This window comes from Bradyrhizobium erythrophlei (genome assembly GCF_042430365.1).
GTDB lineage: Bacteria > Pseudomonadota > Alphaproteobacteria > Rhizobiales > Xanthobacteraceae > Bradyrhizobium > Bradyrhizobium erythrophlei.
On the sequence record NZ_JBHMET010000270.1, the window covers coordinates 1 to 14,548 of the forward strand.

The window sequence follows — 14,548 nt, forward strand, 5'->3', positions numbered from 1 at the left end:
GATGGTTTTACGGCTTCCTTCGTGCTCTCCCCGGCGAGACCGGGCTTTTTTGTCACCGTCATCCGCAAGACGCTTCCGCGTCCCGGGAGAGACACCAGCCACTGGGGCGTCAGGACCACACGACTTCACCGTCCGCCTTGGTGCACTCGTCTCGCGCACCGCGGCGTCCACCGCATCTCACCGCAACACTCGTGACGATCGCGACGCGCCCCTCAATCGGGTGAGACGGGCGGATTCATATACCGATTTGCGATTCCGGAAAACCGAAATATTTCTTTCGCGGGGGCTTGCGCCGTCGGGCAACTCAGTGGCAAGGGCCGACGATCGCCGCAGGTCCGTAATGCTGTAGGATGGGTAGAGCGCAGCGAAACCCATCAATTCATGTCCGCGGCGCAAAATGATGGGTTTCGCTTCGCTCTACCCATCCTACATGCTGACTTCCCTTTCACCTGCGCGGTGGCTCCCAATCGCTGATCGAAGAAGCCCATGATGCAGCCGGGGCGTTCATCGTCCGGGCGTCCCGACGAAGTCTGCGGCTTCTGCAATCGCCTCATATGCTCGGTCGAGCTCGGCCGCCGTGACGCAGTAGGGCGGCATCAGGTAGATCACATTGCCGAGGGGACGAATGAGCAGATCCCTCCGGCGAAAGAACGTGCGCAAGGAGGGACCGACCTCGGAGAGGTAGCCGGTCGATCTGACGTCGAGATCGAGCGCAGCTACAGTGCCGATTTGCCGGACATTGAGAAAGCGCGGGTCGGAGCGAAAGTGAACCAGTCGTTCGGCATGCATGTTCGCCAATCTGGTCACGCGGTCCCGCACAGGTTCGTTCCGCCAGACCGCGAGGTTGGCCAATCCAGCGGCACATGCGATCGGGTTGGCCGTGTATGAGCTCGAATGGAAGAAGGTCCGGCTGCGGTCCGTCGACAGATGCGCTTCGAATATCGCCGGCTGGCATAAGGTGGCGGCCAAAGGCAGCGCGCCTCCCGTCAATCCCTTCGACGTACACAGGATATCGGGCATAATTCCCGCCTGCTCGCAGGCGAAGTGTGTGCCGGTTCGTCCCCAGCCGGTCATGACCTCGTCTGCGATCAGCAGCACGTTCCAGCGCGAGGTGATCCGCCTGAATTCGGCCAGGAGATGCGCGGAATAGGTTTTCATCCCACCGGCGCCGAGCACCAGAGGCTCGACGAGCAAGGCTGCAACGTCACCGCCGCGACAGGCGCGATCGAGTGCGTCCAGCGTGTCCTGCTCCCGCCCGGGCGCGGGAAAAGGAATCGTTTCAACCGCGAACAGCAGCGGTTCGTAAGCGGCATTGAACACGCCGCGCGCGCCCGCCGACATCGTGCCCACGGTATCCCCGTGGTAGCTGTGCTCCATGACCACGATGCGCGCGCGTGGAACGCCCCTGTTGTGAAAGAAACCGAGCGCCATCTTCAGGGCGACCTCGACCGAGGTTGAGCCGCTATCGGAGAAGAAGACGTGACTGAGGCCGGCAGGCGCGATCTCGATCACGCCTTGGGCAAGCTCCTCCGCCGCTGCATGGGTGTATTCGGCGAAAATGATCTGATCGAAGCTCTCGGTGGCTTTCCGGATCGCATCCATGATGGTCGGATGCCGATGGCCGTGGGTAATGACCCACCAGGAGGAAATCGCATCGAGGACGGCTCGGCCATCTTCATCGATCAGATAGGCACCCTCGGTCCTCAGGATCCCCTTGAAGACAGGGTCAAGGCGATGCTGGGTGAATGGATGCCACACCGGCGATGGCGGCACGGCGCTCATTGCGGGCACGCCTCACGCAACATCGAGAGAGCGAAATTGTCACGGAAGGCCTGACGCAGTCGCTGCGGCGTCAGCACATCAAGATGTGGGAGGCGTCCGAGATGGCGGACCTTGCCCATCTCCACGATGGTGCTTTCAGTATCGGTGACAGCATCGCCGATGAAGGCCACGCCATGGACCGGGATCTGGCGGCTGCGCATCGCCTCGAGCGAGAGCAGGGTATGATTGATCGTACCGAGCCCCGTGCGGGCGCATAGAATGACGGGAAATTGCCAGCGCGCGAATACATCGGCAAAGACCATGTCGGTTGCGAGCGGCACCAGCACGCCTCCCGCGCCCTCGATCACCAGCGGTTGGCTGATGCCGGGCGGCTGCAACGTCGCTGGATCAAGCCTCACTCCGTCGATCGCGGCGGATATGTGAGGTGACAGCGGCGCTTTCAATCGCCATCGTTCGGGAAGAATCCGGTTCGCCGGGATGCCGCCGAGGCGACGGACCGCTTCGCTGTCGGTCTCGCCCTCGAGCCCGGACTGGACTGGTTTCCAATAGCAGGCATTCAGGGCATCGGTCAGCGCCGCCGAGAAGACGGTCTTGCCGATGCCCGTGTCCGTTCCTGTCACCACAAACCGCAGACTCACGGCGTTTCGTCCCGAAGAGCCTGGTCAAGGCGCTCGAACAAGGCGGTGATGTCGCCGGCGGTGACGTTGAGCGTGACGGCGATGCGCAGGCGCGCGGTTCCAATCGGTACCGTTGGCGGACGGATTGCACGAACGTCAAAGCCGCTCGCCTTCAGATGCTCGGCGACCACAACCGTTCTTCCATTGGCGCCAATGATCACCGGCTGGATCTGCGAGCCGCTTGAATAGCCAAGGCGCTCGGTGGCGAGACGATCCGCAACGCCAATCAGGTCGCGCAGCCGTGCCTGCCTGTCAGGCTCGTCGATGAGGATCTTCAAGGCTTCACGAACGCATGCCGCCTGCAGCGGCGAGGGGGCTGTCGCATAGATGAAAGGCTTCGCGCGGTTGAGGAGGTAGTCGCACAACAGCCCGCTGGCTCCGATCAGTGCCCCGGACGCGCCGAGTGCCTTGCCGCAGGTATGAAGGACAATGACGTTGTCACGCCCCTCGAGACCGGCTGCAAGGCCGCGACCGTTCGGTCCATGGACACCGGTTGCATGTGCTTCGTCGACGAACAGGAATCCATCGTAACGGTCTGCGAGCTCGGCCAGTTCGCGCAACGGCGCCCGATCGCCATCCATGGAGTAAAGGCTTTCGACCACGATCCAGGGATGTCCCTTGCCGCCGTCAAGCCGCCATCGCCGGAGGGCGTCAGCGAAAGCGTCGGCATCGTTGTGCGGGACCGAAATGGCGGACGCGCGTCCGGCGGCGATGCCGGCATGAGCGCTGGCATGGACCAGCGAATCGTGGACGACAATGTCGCCGGGCTGCGGCAGCGTGGCGAGCACCGCGAGATTTGCCGCGTAGCCGCTGCCGAAATAAAGGCTGCGCGCGGTGCCGAAGAAGGCCGCGGCCTCCGCCTCCAGCGCTTCGTGTTCGGGATGATTGCCGCGCAGGAGGCGCGAGCCGCCTGCGCCGGCAGGAACTCCGCGTTCGAGCGCGGCCATGATGGCCTTGGCGAGCCGCTCGGAGCCGGCGAGCCCCAGATAGTCGTTGGAGGTGAAGTCGAGGCCGGCGCCGCCGCTCAGCGTGCGGCGCCGGCCTTCCTGTTCGAGCTGCTTCAGCTTGGTTTCGTAGCGAGCCAGTTGCGCGCGCATCAGACTGCTGTCTCCGCCGTGAGGCCCAGCCGGCGCAGCAGGCTTGAGTCGCGATCATTTCCGGGATTGGCTGTCGTCAACAGCGTGTCGCCGATGAAGATCGAGTTCGCGCCGGCGAAGAAGCACAGCGCCTGCATCTCGTCCGACATCGAGGCGCGCCCCGCAGTCAGTCGAACATATGACTCCGGCATCAGGATGCGGGCCAGCGCGACAATGCGAGCGAATGCGATCGGATCGACCGGCGTGGCATCCGCGAGCCTGGACCCTTTGATCGGGATCAGCATGTTGATGGGGACGCTTTCCGGTGGCGTTGGCAGGTTGGCCAGGGTCACCAGCATATCGATGCGATCATCGACGCTTTCACCGAGCCCGAGGATCCCGCCGCTGCAAACCTTCATGCCCGCTTCGCGAACATGGGCCAATGTTTGCAGGCGGTCATCGAACGTGCGGGTGGTCGCGACCTCCGGATAAAATCGCTCTGACGTATCGATGTTGTGATTGTAGTAATCGAGGCCCGCGTCGGCAAAAGTCTTCGCCTGCTCGGGCGACAGCATGCCGAGCGTCATGCAGGTTTCGAGGCCAAGGGCCTTGACGCCCTTGACCATCGCGACGATCGCCGCCTCGTCCCGCGGCTTCGGGCTCCGCCAGGCAGCCCCCATGCAATATCGGGTCGCGCCGCCTTGCTTCGCGTTGCGGGCCTCTTCGATGACCTGCTCCGGCGACATCAGCTTTGATGCCTTCACCCCGGAGGCATGATGAATCGATTGGCTGCAGTAGCCGCAATCCTCCGGACAGCCGCCGGTCTTGATGTTGAGCAGCTTGCTGAGCTGCACCTGGTTGGGGTCGAAATGGGCCCGATGAACGGTGTGCGCATCAAACAGCAGATCGTTGAAGGGGCGCTCATACAGGGAGCGCGCCGCCGCGACGGTCCAGATCTGCGGCCTGCCGCGGTCCATCATCGTTGAAGCGTTGTCCAGGTCCAGCATTCGCGTTTCTCCTTGCGCCACCGTCACGGCGTCGATTAGCAGTTGCGAGCGCAATTAATAGATAATCTATTAAACTGCTCCGTAGCTTTGAACTTGACCGCCGAGAGGCGTGCGGTCAATTTGAAACTCCATAGATTATCTATGAGGCGGAGATGGCTGAGACCGTTGCCGAACGGATTGCAAGGGAAGTTGGAGAGCGGATTGTTTCCGGAGAACTGGCTCCCGGGACGCCGCTTCGGCAGGACCATATCGCCGAGGAGTTCGACGCGAGCCATGTGCCGGCGCGTGAAGCATTTCATCTGCTTCGATCCCGCGGGCTGGTTGTCAACCTGCCTCGCCGGGGCGTGCGGGTGTCCCCGCTCGATCCTGCATCGGTCCAGGAGATCGTCGAAATCCGCGCCGCGCTTGAGACGCTGGCGCTGACCTTGGCGGCTCCGAGAATGAATGCCGCTTGCTTCGACAGAATTGAGAAGGCGCTTCTTGCGGGCGATCAGGCTCAATCGATGGTCGACTGGGAGCGCGCCAATCGTGCATTCCACAGCGAGCTTGTGGCGCCCTGCAAGATGCCCAAGCTGCTATCCATGCTCGATGATCTTCAGCTCGCGAACTCCCGGATCATCTTTTCGGCGACACGCTCCGCCGGCTGGAAGCCGGGCTCGAGTCATGCGCATCGCCAGATTGTCACCGCCCTGAAGAAACGGGAGTTCGAAAGGGCGGTTTCGCTGCTTCGCGCGCACATCCGGAACCTGGAGCGTACCGCCGGGGAAGCTCCGGGCTGATCGGCCAGGAGCAAGAGTGTCTCGCGCCACGCCGGATCATGCCGCAAGGCTGCTAGCGGCCATAGGCCGCGAGGTGCTGGGCGATCTCGTCGGCGGCGCTCTTCAATGCCGGCATGAAGCGCTTGAACAGCGCCTTGGGCGAATGCCGCGCCAGATTGGTCGAGAGATTGATCGCGGCGATCGTGTTGCCGTTGGGGCCGCGGATCGGGACGGCCATGCCGAACGCGCCAAGCTCGAGCTCGTCGACCACCACGCTCCAGCCTTGATCGCGGACCTTGGCGATGTCGCGCTCGAGCTTGCGGACATCGGTCGTCGTCACCCGCGTCCACTGCCGCCGCTCGGAGTTTTGCAGGGTCGCCCGGCAATCCTCTGGAGAGAGGCTTGCGAGCAGGACCCGTCCCATCGAGGTGCAAAACGCCGGGATGCGGCTGCCCGTCATCAGGCCGCGTCGCAGCACGCTCGTGACTTCGGCGCGCGCGACGTAGATGACGTCGGAGCCGTCAAGCACCGAGATCGCGACGACCTCGTCGGTCTTGCGCGACAGGGTCTCGATGACCGGTTGCGCGACCTCTCGGAGCGAGAGCGATGACAGATAGGAAAAGCCGAGCTGTAGCACGCGCGGCGTCAGGCTGAAATCGTCGCCGTCCTGCCGAACCATGCCGAGCGCGACCAGCGTGTAGAGCAGCCGGCGCGCGCCGGCCCGCGGCAAATTGGCGCGCTGGGCCACGTCGGTCAGCGTCAGCTTGCGCTGGTCGGTGAACGACGAGATCACGACCAGCCCCTTGGCGAAGGCCTCGACGAAGGTGTCGCTGCCACCAGGCCATTTCGAGCTGTCGGTCCAGGACTCGCCGGGCTGTCCGGTCATTGCAAAACCCCTGCGGCTGTGATTAGTGCTGTTCGATAGTCGACCTTAAGTTCGACAGTCGAACAATGGAAGCGGGAGGCGAGGTTGCGCGCAGGAAATTTGTGGACATGGCTGGGGCTTGCGGCGCTCTGCGTGCTGGCGTCGCCCGCGCAGGCCAATGATTTTCCGAGCCGCCCGCTCAAGATCGTGGTTCCGGCCGCAGCCGGCGGCCCGACCCACATCACGGCGCAGCTATTGGCGGACAAGATGCAGGCCTCGCTCGGCCAACCCGTCATTGTCGAGCCAAAGCCCGGCGCCGGCAATAATCTCGGCGCGGACTATGTCGCCAAGAGCGCGCCCGACGGCTACACGCTGCTGTTCGCAACGACCGGAACGCACGCGATCAACCAGACGCTGTTCAAGAAGCTGCCGTTCGATCCGATCAAGGATTTCGAGCCGGTGTCGCTGGTCGTGCAATATCCGCTGCTGCTCGTCGTCTCGCCGGACCTGCCGGTGCAGTCGGTCAAGGAACTGATCGACTACGCCCGGAAGAATCCCGGCAAGCTCAACCGGGCGTCCGGGGGGCTCGGCACCTCGATGCATCTGTCGGGCGAGCTGTTTGTCCGCCAGGCCAACATCGATGCGCCGCACGTGCCCTACAAGGGCAGCGCGCCGGCGCTGAACGACCTGATGGGCGGGCACGTCCAGCTGATGTTCGATTCCATGATCACCGCGATGCCGCTGGTCGAAGGCGGCAAGCTGCGCGCGCTGGCGGTGACCGGCAAGACGCGCTCGCCGCTGCTTCCCGATGTTCCGACCGTCGCCGAAGCGGGGCTGCCTGACTACGAGGCCACCGGCTGGACCGGCATCGTGGTGCCGGCCGGCACGCCGCGCGACGTCGTCATGAAGCTGAATGCGGCGATCGTTCAGGCCGTGAAATCGCCCGACCTGCAGGAGGCGCTGAAGAAGCAGGCCGCCGAGCCGGTCGGATCGTCGCCCGAGGAGTTCGCGGCCTTCATCCGCAAGGAAACCGACAAATGGGCAACGACGATCCGTGCGGCGGGGATCACCGTCGAGTAGCCGTCCCTTCAGGTCCCGAGCGGAACGAAACCCATGCTGCAGTCCCTTGTCTCCGAAAAGAAGATCGATTGCGACGTTCACGTCACGCTGCCGACGACAGCAAAGCTGCTGCCGTATCTGTCCGAGTATTGGCGCGAGCAGGTGACGAGCCGCGGCATTGATCGGCTGGAGCTGACCAGCGATCTCTCGAACATCCCGGCGGCGGTGCGCCCGGACTGGAAGGGCGCCGGCGATCTCGACGCGATCCGCGCGCAGGCGCTCGATCCGTTCGGCACCGACATCGCGATCTGCAACTGCCTCTACGGCGCGCAGGCCGTCTACAATCATGACCTCGCCGCCGCGCTCTGCGGCGCGATGAACGATTGGCTCGCTGAGGAATGGCTCGGCAAGGACGAGCGGCTGCGCGGCTCGGTCATCGTGCCCTGGCAGCATCCGGAAGCGGCCGCGCGCGAAATCGAGCGCTGGGCCTCCGACCGCAGGTTCGTTCAGGTCCAGTTGATGCTGATGGGGGAGATGCCGCTCGGCCGTCGCGCGATGTGGCCGATCTATGCGGCCGCGGAAGCCCACGGCTTTGCCGTCGCTGTCCATGCCGGCACCGCCTACCGGTTCGCGCCGTGGACCAACGGTTGGCCGTCGTTTCACATCGAGGACCAGGCGGCGCTGAGCGTCGGCTTCCAGACGCAGCTTCTCAGCATGATCGCCGAGGGCGTGTTCGAGCAGCATCCGAAGCTGAAGGTGGTCCTGACCGATTCGGGTGTGACCTGGCTGCCGGCATTCCTGTGGCGGATCGACAAGCTGTGGCGCGGCCTGCGCATGGAGGTGCCCTGGCTCAAGCGCCCGCCGAGCGAGGTCGTGTCGCAGCATGTCCGCATGACGCTGCAACCGTTCGATGGCCCGAAGGATACCGAGCTCATCGCCGGACTGATCGAGCAGATCGGCGAGCACATGTTGCTGTTCTCGACCGACTATCCGCGCTGGAATTTCGACGGGACGGATGCCGTGCCACTGCGCGACCGGCCGGAGCTGATGCGCAAGCTGCGGACCGAGAACCCGTTCGAGACCTACGTGCGTTTGCGGGAGGGCTGAGATGAGCGTGATTGAGAAACCGCAGGTCGGCGCCGCGAAAAAGGCGGATGCCGGAATCATCGATTGCGACATTCATCCGCTGCCGAAGAGCGCGAAGAGCCTGCACCCGTTCCTGCCCCGGCGATGGCAGGAGCATGCCGAGCAGTTCAGCGGACATCTGCGGCAGCCGTTCATCAACACGACGCAGTATCCGCGCTCGGCGCCGCTGATCTGCCGGCGCGATGCCTGGCCGCCGTCCGGCGGACCGCCCGGCTCCGACCTCGCATTCATGCAGGAGCAGCACCTCAATCCCTTCAACGTGACCAAGGCCATCCTGATCCCGCTGTTCGGCAATGTCGGCAGCGAGCGCAATTTGGCATTCGCCGGCGCGCTCGCCACGGCCCATAACGACTGGCAGGTCGCCGAATGGCTCGAGAAGGATTCGCGCCTTCATGCCTCGCTCGTCGTCGTGCAGGATGACGCGGCGGCTGCCGTGAAGGAGATCGAGCGCTGCGCGCGCGACCGGCGGTTTGTCCAGATCATGCTGGCGCCGCGCTCGAGCGAGCCGCTCGGGCAGCAACGCTATTGGTCGATCTACGAGGCCGCCGAGGCGCACGGGCTGCCGCTCGGCATCCATTCCTATGGCATCGGCGGGCACGCATCGACCGGCGGCGGCTGGCCGTCGTTCTACATGGAAGAGCACTACGCGACCACGATGGGCGGACCAGCGACAATGAGCAGCCTGGTGTTCGAGGGCGTGCTCGAACGATTTCCGGCGCTCAAGGTCGTGCTGGTCGAGATCGGCTTTGCCTGGGTGCCGAGCTTCGCGTGGCGCATGGACCGGCTGTGGGAGCACATGGCAGGCGAGGTGCCGCATCTCAAGCATCCGCCGTCGCACTATGTGAAGCGCAATTTCTGGTACACGACGCAGCCGATGGAGGAGCCGAACAACCCGGCCGATTTGCGCCGCTGCTTCGACCAGGTCGGCTGGGATCGCCTGTTGTTCTCGAGCGACTATCCGCACTGGGACCAGGACGACCCCGCCTACGCGTTCAACATGAAACTGACGCCTGCGGAACGTCGGCAGATCTGCCGCGACAACGCCGAGCAACTTTACCGGTTCTGAGCATGCCGAAACATCGCGTCGCGCTCGTCAAGGAGATCCCGCCCGGGACCAACAAGGTCGTCAGCATCGGCGGCCGCGAAATCTGCGTGTTCAATGTCGCCGGCGACTTCTATGCGCTGTTGAACCGCTGTCCCCACGAAGGCGCGAAGCTGAGCCGGGGGCTCGTGGTCGGCCTGCCGGAGTCCGAGACGCCCGGCTGCTACAAGCTGTCCCGGCCGGGCGAAATCCTGCGCTGCCCGTGGCATGGCTGGGAATTCGATCTGCGCACTGGCAAGTCGCACTGCGATCCGGAGCGCCTGTTCACGAGGCGTTACAAGACGTGTGTCGAGAACGAAGCCGCCCCCGCCGAGCGGGAACTCCAGGCGGAGACATTTCCGGTCGTCGTCGAACAGGCGACGGTCTTCGTCGAAACGTGACGCGCGGCGATGCGGCAGCAACAGGATGAAAGGCAGATGAGCGACGGCAATTGGCAGGCGATCTGTGGCGACGCCGACATCGAGGAGGGCGCGATGGTGCCCGTCGAGATCGGGGACCTGCAGCTTGCGCTCTACCGGGTCGGCGGCGAGGTCTTCGCCACCGACAATGTCTGCACGCACGGCTTTGCGCTGCTGACGGACGGCATCCTGGAGGACGACGTCGTCGAGTGCCCGCTGCACGGCGGCATGTTCAACATCAGGTCGGGCAAAGCGCTGTGCGAGCCGGTCGATTGCGATGTGCGGACCTATCGCACGCGACGGGTCGACGACCGGATCGAGGTCCTGCTGGACCAGTCGCGGAACGGCGACGTCTGACGTCGCTGTCCGGCTCGCTAATCGTCCGGCTGCGACAGGCGCGACGTGAACCAGTCGGCGACGAAGGATGTTCGTTCCCGGCCGTGATTGTAGATCGTATGTTCGCCGTCCGGCCATATCCTCAGCGTCTTGTCCTTCGTGGTTGCCCCGTCAAGGAACGGCGACTGATCCGATTGCTGAACCAGCGGATCCGCTCCACCGTGCAGCACGAGCAACGGGCAAGCGATCTGATCCACGCCTGGCTCAAAGCTCATCCTCTCGAAGTTCCGATTGATCCTTGCTTCATCTTCCGTGCCCAGCATCGCGGCGGATTGTTCGAATGCCGTGCGGAAGGGCAATAGGCGCGGTCGCGCGAATGAGCCGTTGACGCAGCAGGCCGCGATGCGTTTGTCCCGCGCCGCCGTCTTCGCGGCCCACAGGCCGCCATAGCTGTTGCCCCAGATGCCGGGTCTGCCGAGCTCCGGCTGTTCGGTGACGTAGCTGACCAATGCCTGATAGGCGGCGGGCACATCGACGTCGAGGTAGATGTGCTGCTCAAGCCTGGTCTCACCCTGTCCCGGTCCTTCGGCCAGCAGTGCGGCCAGGCCGCGCTTTGCCAGGGCGCGGGCAGCTTGCAGATAGGCCATCCCCCAGCCGCTCTGGCCGCCGAAGATCACGACGGTGCCACGAATGGGGATTGCGGCCGGCCGAACCAGCCATCCGATCAGCCGCGCGCCGGCAAAGGGGATTTCCACCCGTTGCAGCGGCAGATCGTAGACCTCGGTCAGCTTCAAGCAGGCGCGGACCAGATCGCGATAGAGCGTTCGCTTTCTTTCGACGTCGGAGTTGAAGGCCATCTGCGCGAAAATGAGCGCGGCGATACCGTCGGCCAGCGCTTCGGACGAGGTGACCACATGGCCCGCCAGCACTGCCTCGGCAGCCCTGGCCAAATGCCGTGTTGCAATGGCCTCCGCGGCCTCGTCCCAGGGCTCCCCGGCGCTTGTTCGTGCAAACAGTTCGACGGCGCTGGCGTAGTCAATGCCGTAGTCGATCAAGCGCGTCATCGGCATGGCGCGCTGAAGGGCCGATATCTGCTTGGCCTGTCCGGGCGAGAGTGCCGGTGTCATTGGCCGCACGCGATTGCTTGAACGGTCTGCTCCTGCCAGCACAGTGCTTGCCGGAGGCTCGCGAGAAGCGACGGCAACCGCTCGAGCGTGCGGACTGAACCGAAGGCGATGAAGTCGGGTCTGCGCAGATAGGCAGCCATTCCGTTGTCCCGGAGGAAGGCGGACTGGACGCCATCGACGTCGGCGGCGTCACATGAACCGGTCTCGCCAAGGACGACGATGCCGCACCCCAATTTCCGGACGAATGCCAACGACTCGGCATCAAGGTAGGGGCTCGGGTCTTCCAGGCAGACGAGAAGGAAGCCGCTCGGATACAGATCGTCCAAGCGGCCCTCGCGCTGACCGCGCCGGATGATCCCTTGCGGGGTTGGCGCGCCCGTCGTCGGCAGCAGGCTGCCGTCCACCTCGCGGTGAACCACCCCTGCTTCGATCTTCGGAAATGGAGGCAGCGGCGGGACCTGACCGGAGCGAAGCATCGCGTTGCGCGCCGCGACCTTTGCCGGATCATCCTCGTTGGCGACCTTTCCGAGGAAAGTGGAGGTTTCCGTAATCGAGGTCACGTGCGGCCGGCGCTCCTGCTCATAGCTGTCGAGCAGCTCCTCGGACGCCAATCCGCTGAGCACGAGGTCGAGCTTCCAGGCCAGGTTCGCGCCGTCGCGAATTCCCGAGCACGCCCCCTGCCCCATGTAGGGCATCATGGTGTGAGCGGCGTCGCCCGCGAGCAGGATCCGCCGCTCGCGCCACTTGGTCGTGATCGCCGGGTCGAATGTGTAGACGACGTTCCGAATTGGCTTAACCTCGTCAAGGCCGATTCCATGCTGTTCGCGAAGCCATCGCAGTCCGTTGTTGATGTCTTCCCAGTAGGACGTTTCTTCGCCCGGCAGCACACGCATCTCGAACCGCACGCGGGACTTGCCGATCGGCATGTACATGTGAGCCCGCGCCGGATCGCAGTAGATCGAGGTGACCTTGAAGCGGCCACCCAGATCGCGAAGATACTCGGAATCAAGGTTGAGCCAGCGCTCGTGATGGCCATACTGGAGGCGTTCGATACCGAGCGCGCGGCGTGTAAAGCTGTTCGCGCCGTCCGCACCAATGACAAAATCAACCTTGAACACGCGAGACGTCGACATGGCCTCCGACGGGACCTTCCACGAAGCGCTCCACGGGCGGGCCGTAACGGTGGCGGCGTCGGATCCTTGCGTGATTTCCACCGCTTCCCAGCCGCGCAGGAACTCGACGTTCGGCAGCGACTGGGCGCGCAGATACATCGCCTCTTCGATCTCCGGCTGAAAGATGGAGATGTGGGCGGGAAAGCCGCACTGCTCGCCGTTCCAGTTGAGGTCGATCAGAATGGCCCCTTCGGCATCGAGGTAGTGGTAGTGATCGATCGGAACGGCGTCACGCAGGGCGTGATCGATGTCGCCGGCGGACTGCACGAGGCGCGCGGTTTCTCCATCGATGTGGGACAGCCGGGGAAGCCCGTATGGTTCCGGCCAACGCTCGATGACGATGACCTGATGTCCGGCCTTGCCCAGAAGTGACGCAGCGGCGAGTCCGGTCGGACCGCAGCCGATGATGGCGACGTGGCGCCGGTCGAAGCCGATCGACGGATTGTTTCTGTTCACCTGATCCTCCCTGTCTCGTATTGGATTATGTCGTTGATCAAGATGCCGCCGTCTCCCACGTACCTCGACGCATGCTGTCGTCGACGATGGGCGGTGGCGCGCGATGGCACTTCAAATGTGCACGGGACTATGCCCCGGCCGGCCGGGGAGAGGCAGACCCTCGCTTTCGGGCGAGCGCACAAGACATTTTGTCAGAGCGCATGAATTGCCGGGTGCTGACGGATCGCAGCACGCTTGCCAGCTCGGGGATGAAAGCTGTTCTCTGGAAGGAAGGATTACGGCGGTCAGCTACGTGCCCACATCAGCCGACGGTGGACCTGCCAAGCCGCACCGCGCTCGGCGGAAAGCCGAACTCCTCCTTGAAGCAGGTCGAAAAATGACTCGCGTTGCGAAAACCGTATCGCTCGGAAATCTCCGAAATGCGCTGCGAGGTGCCTGTCGTTCGCAGCAGGGCGTCCCGACAGCGGGTCAGCCGCTGCGTGCGAATGTGCCGGTTGACCGACATTCCGGAGCCTTCAAAGGCGCGATGGAGATATCGAAGCGAGATACGCAAGGCGTCGGCGACTTTCTCTGGCGACAATTCGGGGTCGGCCAGATTTCGATCGATATAGCGGGCCGCGCGGCGCCGTATTCCGTTGCAGGCTATCGAGCTGCCCTCGACCAGGCCATCGCCGGCCGTATCAAAAACGATGCCGAAGAAGTCGATCATGTGCTCGGCCAGTCCCATCGTCACCCTCTCGGACGTGGTTGCCGCGTGACTTCCGAGCGACTGGATCAGATCGTAGCCGATCGCGGCGACGCCGGTGCCGCCGGGGCGGTTGACCGCGCAGCGCATCTCGACATCGCGGATGCGCAGACCCAGGATCGGCTTTGCCATCTTGAGAAAGTAGGCGTCGGTGCGATTACGATGCTTCAGCGTGTAGGGCTCAGAGAGGTCGAGAATAGTGTAGCAACCGCTCCCGATGTCGCTTTCCCGACCGAACTGCGACACGGTCAGCGGGCCTTGCTTGACCAGAACCACGACACAGTCGTTGTTGTTTTGACTGACCAGATGACGCTTGGTTCGTCGAGAAAATTCGCCGTCGACGATCGACTGGGTCAGTTCGAGGGGGCCTAGTGACGTCCTGCTGATTTCTCCGACGAAGCTCGTCGGATCGCCAATGTCTATCTCCAGCGGCGCATACAGTTCGCTGATGATCTCTTGCCATCGGACGCGCTTATCGCTCGTCAGCATTCTTGTCGAGCAAACGAGGTTCATGTCCCCCTCCCAGAGGATCGGCACCTTGGGAGCGATTGTAGATCGGTCAGCCGCCTGATGCGACTGGATTTTCCCCCTATGTCAGGCGTTCTGCGCGAGCAAGGCAAGGGGCCATGCAGGCTGGATATGTCCTTCGCGATCTGTCCGGCGAAGCCGAGATGCCGTGAACCGGGTCCCGCCTCAGGGTTCCCGGCACCATTCACGCATCACCGTCGTCGGCGGACTTCGGCTGCGGTCCTGGCGGCGTTTTTGAGAAACGCGGGTACATGTAGAACCGCGCCGCCATCAGGGGACGGCCGCAGTGAGGAGCCGCTACGCGGGGCAGGACG

General features: G+C 63.9%; 14 protein-coding genes. 6 read left to right on the forward strand and 8 right to left on the reverse strand.

Annotation, left to right across the window (positions count from 1 at the left end; translation table 11 throughout):
- Positions 1–504 precede the first annotated feature (504 nt).
- Genes ACFFWD_RS41220 through bioB form a run of 4 tightly spaced genes read right to left on the reverse strand, consistent with a single transcriptional unit; the run spans position 505 to position 4,515 of the window.
- Positions 505–1,782, reverse strand: a complete 1,278-nt coding sequence (locus ACFFWD_RS41220; protein ID WP_376975126.1) for an adenosylmethionine--8-amino-7-oxononanoate transaminase — start codon at positions 1,780–1,782, stop codon at positions 505–507.
- A complete protein-coding gene (bioD, locus tag ACFFWD_RS41225) occupies positions 1,779–2,420 on the reverse strand; it encodes a dethiobiotin synthase (RefSeq protein ID WP_376975127.1) in 642 nt (213 codons plus the stop codon). Before bioD ends, ACFFWD_RS41220 begins: the two co-directional genes overlap by 4 nt.
- Positions 2,417–3,556, reverse strand: a complete 1,140-nt coding sequence (locus tag ACFFWD_RS41230) for an 8-amino-7-oxononanoate synthase (protein WP_376975128.1) — start codon at positions 3,554–3,556, stop codon at positions 2,417–2,419. The genes bioD and ACFFWD_RS41230 overlap by 4 nt, the downstream gene beginning before the upstream one ends.
- The gene (gene bioB / locus ACFFWD_RS41235) at positions 3,556–4,515 is read right to left on the reverse strand and encodes a biotin synthase BioB (protein WP_376975250.1); all 960 of its coding nucleotides are present in this window, start codon (positions 4,513–4,515) and stop codon (positions 3,556–3,558) included. Before bioB ends, ACFFWD_RS41230 begins: the two co-directional genes overlap by 1 nt.
- A gap of 179 nt (positions 4,516–4,694) precedes the next feature.
- Here bioB and ACFFWD_RS41240 point away from each other — a divergent pair, with 179 nt between their 5' ends.
- Positions 4,695–5,321 (forward strand): GntR family transcriptional regulator, encoded by a 627-nt coding sequence (locus ACFFWD_RS41240; protein WP_376975129.1) that lies wholly within the window; start codon positions 4,695–4,697, stop codon positions 5,319–5,321.
- A gap of 52 nt (positions 5,322–5,373) precedes the next feature.
- Here the strand turns inward: ACFFWD_RS41240 and ACFFWD_RS41245 are convergent, their stop codons facing one another.
- Positions 5,374–6,186: an IclR family transcriptional regulator domain-containing protein gene (locus ACFFWD_RS41245; RefSeq protein ID WP_376975130.1), complete on the reverse strand. Its 813-nt coding sequence runs from the start codon at positions 6,184–6,186 to the stop codon at positions 5,374–5,376.
- Between the two features lie 84 nt (positions 6,187–6,270).
- On the opposite strand from ACFFWD_RS41245, the gene ACFFWD_RS41250 reads away from it, so the two are divergent.
- Genes ACFFWD_RS41250 through ACFFWD_RS41270 form a run of 5 tightly spaced genes read left to right on the forward strand, consistent with a single transcriptional unit; the run spans position 6,271 to position 10,227 of the window.
- On the forward strand, positions 6,271–7,245 hold the full coding sequence (locus ACFFWD_RS41250) for a Bug family tripartite tricarboxylate transporter substrate binding protein (RefSeq protein ID WP_376975131.1): 975 nt from the start codon (positions 6,271–6,273) through the stop codon (positions 7,243–7,245).
- A gap of 33 nt (positions 7,246–7,278) precedes the next feature.
- Entirely contained in the window at positions 7,279–8,331 is a 1,053-nt protein-coding gene (locus ACFFWD_RS41255; protein WP_376975132.1) for an amidohydrolase family protein, read from the forward strand.
- A 1-nt stretch (position 8,332) separates the two neighbouring features.
- Positions 8,333–9,436 (forward strand): amidohydrolase family protein, encoded by a 1,104-nt coding sequence (locus ACFFWD_RS41260; RefSeq protein ID WP_376975133.1) that lies wholly within the window; start codon positions 8,333–8,335, stop codon positions 9,434–9,436.
- A 2-nt stretch (positions 9,437–9,438) separates the two neighbouring features.
- A complete protein-coding gene (locus ACFFWD_RS41265; RefSeq protein ID WP_376975134.1) occupies positions 9,439–9,852 on the forward strand; it encodes a Rieske (2Fe-2S) protein in 414 nt (137 codons plus the stop codon).
- Positions 9,853–9,888: 36 nt separating this feature from the next.
- Complete coding sequence (locus ACFFWD_RS41270) at positions 9,889–10,227, forward strand: non-heme iron oxygenase ferredoxin subunit (RefSeq protein ID WP_376975135.1); 339 nt, start codon at positions 9,889–9,891, stop codon at positions 10,225–10,227.
- Between the two features lie 17 nt (positions 10,228–10,244).
- On the opposite strand, the gene ACFFWD_RS41275 is transcribed toward ACFFWD_RS41270, so the two are convergent.
- The 3 genes from ACFFWD_RS41275 to ACFFWD_RS41285 all read right to left on the reverse strand — a co-directional run bounded on the left by ACFFWD_RS41275 (position 10,245) and on the right by ACFFWD_RS41285 (position 14,243).
- Positions 10,245–11,261 carry an alpha/beta hydrolase family protein gene (locus ACFFWD_RS41275; protein ID WP_376975136.1) on the reverse strand — a complete coding sequence of 339 codons (1,017 nt, stop codon included), beginning with the start codon at positions 11,259–11,261 and terminating at the stop codon, positions 10,245–10,247.
- 68 nt (positions 11,262–11,329) lie between these two features.
- Positions 11,330–12,961, reverse strand: coding sequence for a bifunctional 3-(3-hydroxy-phenyl)propionate/3-hydroxycinnamic acid hydroxylase MhpA (gene mhpA, locus ACFFWD_RS41280; protein WP_376975137.1), 1,632 nt, complete (start codon positions 12,959–12,961; stop codon positions 11,330–11,332).
- A 301-nt stretch (positions 12,962–13,262) separates the two neighbouring features.
- Entirely contained in the window at positions 13,263–14,243 is a 981-nt protein-coding gene (locus tag ACFFWD_RS41285; protein WP_376975138.1) for a helix-turn-helix domain-containing protein, read from the reverse strand.
- Between the last annotated feature and the right edge of the window lie 305 nt (positions 14,244–14,548).

Excerpts from the sequence above, each read along its gene's own strand:
- ACFFWD_RS41255 (WP_376975132.1), top strand. The coding sequence starts at position 7,279 with ATGCTGCAGTCCCTTGTCTCCGAAAAGAAGATCGATTGCGACGTTCAC.
- ACFFWD_RS41220 (WP_376975126.1), bottom strand. The coding sequence starts at position 1,782 with ATGAGCGCCGTGCCGCCATCGCCGGTGTGGCATCCATTCACCCAGCAT.
- ACFFWD_RS41245 (WP_376975130.1), bottom strand. The coding sequence starts at position 6,186 with ATGACCGGACAGCCCGGCGAGTCCTGGACCGACAGCTCGAAATGGCCT.
- ACFFWD_RS41260 (WP_376975133.1), top strand. The coding sequence starts at position 8,333 with ATGAGCGTGATTGAGAAACCGCAGGTCGGCGCCGCGAAAAAGGCGGAT.
- ACFFWD_RS41230 (WP_376975128.1), bottom strand. The coding sequence starts at position 3,556 with ATGCGCGCGCAACTGGCTCGCTACGAAACCAAGCTGAAGCAGCTCGAA.
- ACFFWD_RS41270 (WP_376975135.1), top strand. The coding sequence starts at position 9,889 with ATGAGCGACGGCAATTGGCAGGCGATCTGTGGCGACGCCGACATCGAG.
- ACFFWD_RS41240 (WP_376975129.1), top strand. The coding sequence starts at position 4,695 with ATGGCTGAGACCGTTGCCGAACGGATTGCAAGGGAAGTTGGAGAGCGG.
- ACFFWD_RS41265 (WP_376975134.1), top strand. The coding sequence starts at position 9,439 with ATGCCGAAACATCGCGTCGCGCTCGTCAAGGAGATCCCGCCCGGGACC.
- bioB (WP_376975250.1), bottom strand. The coding sequence starts at position 4,515 with ATGATGGACCGCGGCAGGCCGCAGATCTGGACCGTCGCGGCGGCGCGC.